Annotated in this window: 1 protein-coding gene; it reads right to left on the bottom strand. The window is 62.7% G+C overall.

Translation table 11 applies throughout. From position 1 onward, the window contains the following. On the bottom strand, positions 1 to 1,660 hold a 1,660-nt coding region (locus tag BGIM_RS58890; RefSeq protein ID WP_238537796.1), incomplete at both ends, for a phage tail protein.

Below are 1,660 nucleotides of genomic sequence, written 5' to 3'. Positions count from 1 at the left end.
ATGCGCGAGATGACGGTGCCGTCGCCGGAGACGATCAACTGGTCGGTCCCCGACTCGGCGGCGACATCCCTCGGCGGCGTGACGGTGAAGGCGTCGGGGAGATTGGTGTCGGGGGCGGCGTCGACGGTGGTCGCCTCGCCGTTGGCCCAGTCATAGCTGGCGCTGCTCTCCTCCTGCATGACGACGCTCACCCCGTCGCGGACGGAAAACGACCACTGCCGGATCAGGAATTCCTTGTCGGTCCAGCCGAAGGCGTCGTCGGAATAGGTCACGACATCACCCACGGCGTACTTCAGGCCCCGGTAGTTCATCGGCACGGTGACCGAAATGCCCTGCCGTCCCTTCTCCAAAATCACCTTGCCGATGCGTTGCGCGGACTCGGGATGGCTGGTGAACGGCAGTTCGATGTCCTTGAACAACTGCTGCCCCCCGTCCTGGGTCTCGTACAGGGGGTTGGTGACGGCCGGGAAGTCGGTCGGTTGGTAACCCTTGTCGGGATCGACATAGGTTCCCTTGACGGCGTTGAACAAGTCTTTGCGGGTGGGGCGGGTCACCGAGTTGACCGTCCCGGCGAGCATGTTCACGTCAATCGAGCCGGAAACGGTCTGGTAGGCGGCGGGCAGGATGCGGTGTTTTCCCTTCACATAGGGCTTGTAGCCCGCGCAGGCCGAGAGCAGTTCGGTCATGTTGTCACTGAGGGCGTTGGCGGTGTCGAGCACGCCGTTGGAGCTGTAACGGGTGGTCACGGTCCCGTCTTTCAGCGTGATCGCCTCGTCGCAGATGTTGGCGCCGGAAATGAACCAGGCGTCGTCGATCTTGGACTCGTCACAGTCATAGCCCATGTCCGAGGTCAGGTAATCACGCACGCACAGGGCGGCGTTGTCAGACCAAACCGTCAGGGTGGTGCGGGGATCGTAAATCTTCTTGCCCCGCACCACGGCGGCGACGTTGGGGGCGTCGAAGGGGAAGGCGTCGGGATTCCACTCCAGACGGCAGTAAATGTAGGCGAGGCCCTGAAGGCGGTGGTCGCTGGTCCAGTTGGGAAGTTCGTTCACAAGGAACGAATCGGCCAGTTGATCGGTCGTTCCAACGTGGGTCTTGACGCGGACGTAGCTGCGCAGGGTCGTGGTGGTGACGGTCGTGCTTTTGACGGAGATGCCGGCCGAGGAGGGGCTGGTGTCGGGGCCGTCGCTCGGGTAGGTGAAGGTCGTGGATGAGGTGACGGTGATCGTCTGCGTGCCGTTCAAGGCGGCGATGTTCACTTCGTTGATCTCGATGCGGTCGCCGGTCGAAAATCCATGCGATGAAGAGGTCGTGACGGTGACCGTGCCATTGACCCGCCGGATCAGACGGTTCGTCGTCGTGACGCTCGTGCTGCTGGAAGTGGTGTCGGAGCGGCCGTAGGGGGCGTTGGTGGCGAAGCCATTGACGTCGAGCGTCAGGGCCACGTCGTTCAAATAAATGGTCTCGAAAGCGTCCACCTCATGACCCGCGACGAGGATGACCATGTGCAGGAAAGTGTTCTTGCCGGTGATGACATTCCCGGAGGAATCGGGGCCGGTGTCACCGGTCTCGGCGTAGAACGGCCCGGAGACCTTTGCCCGTCCGTAGACGATCTTGTGTGACTCCACCGAGGAGCGGAGCATCAGGTCGCGGCCGG

The sequence above is a fragment of the Zavarzinella formosa DSM 19928 genome (assembly GCF_000255705.1).
Classification (GTDB): Bacteria; Planctomycetota; Planctomycetia; order Gemmatales; family Gemmataceae; genus Zavarzinella; species Zavarzinella formosa.
Note: the sequence above shows the minus strand (reverse complement) of the source record. Positions and strands in the feature narration are given on the sequence as shown.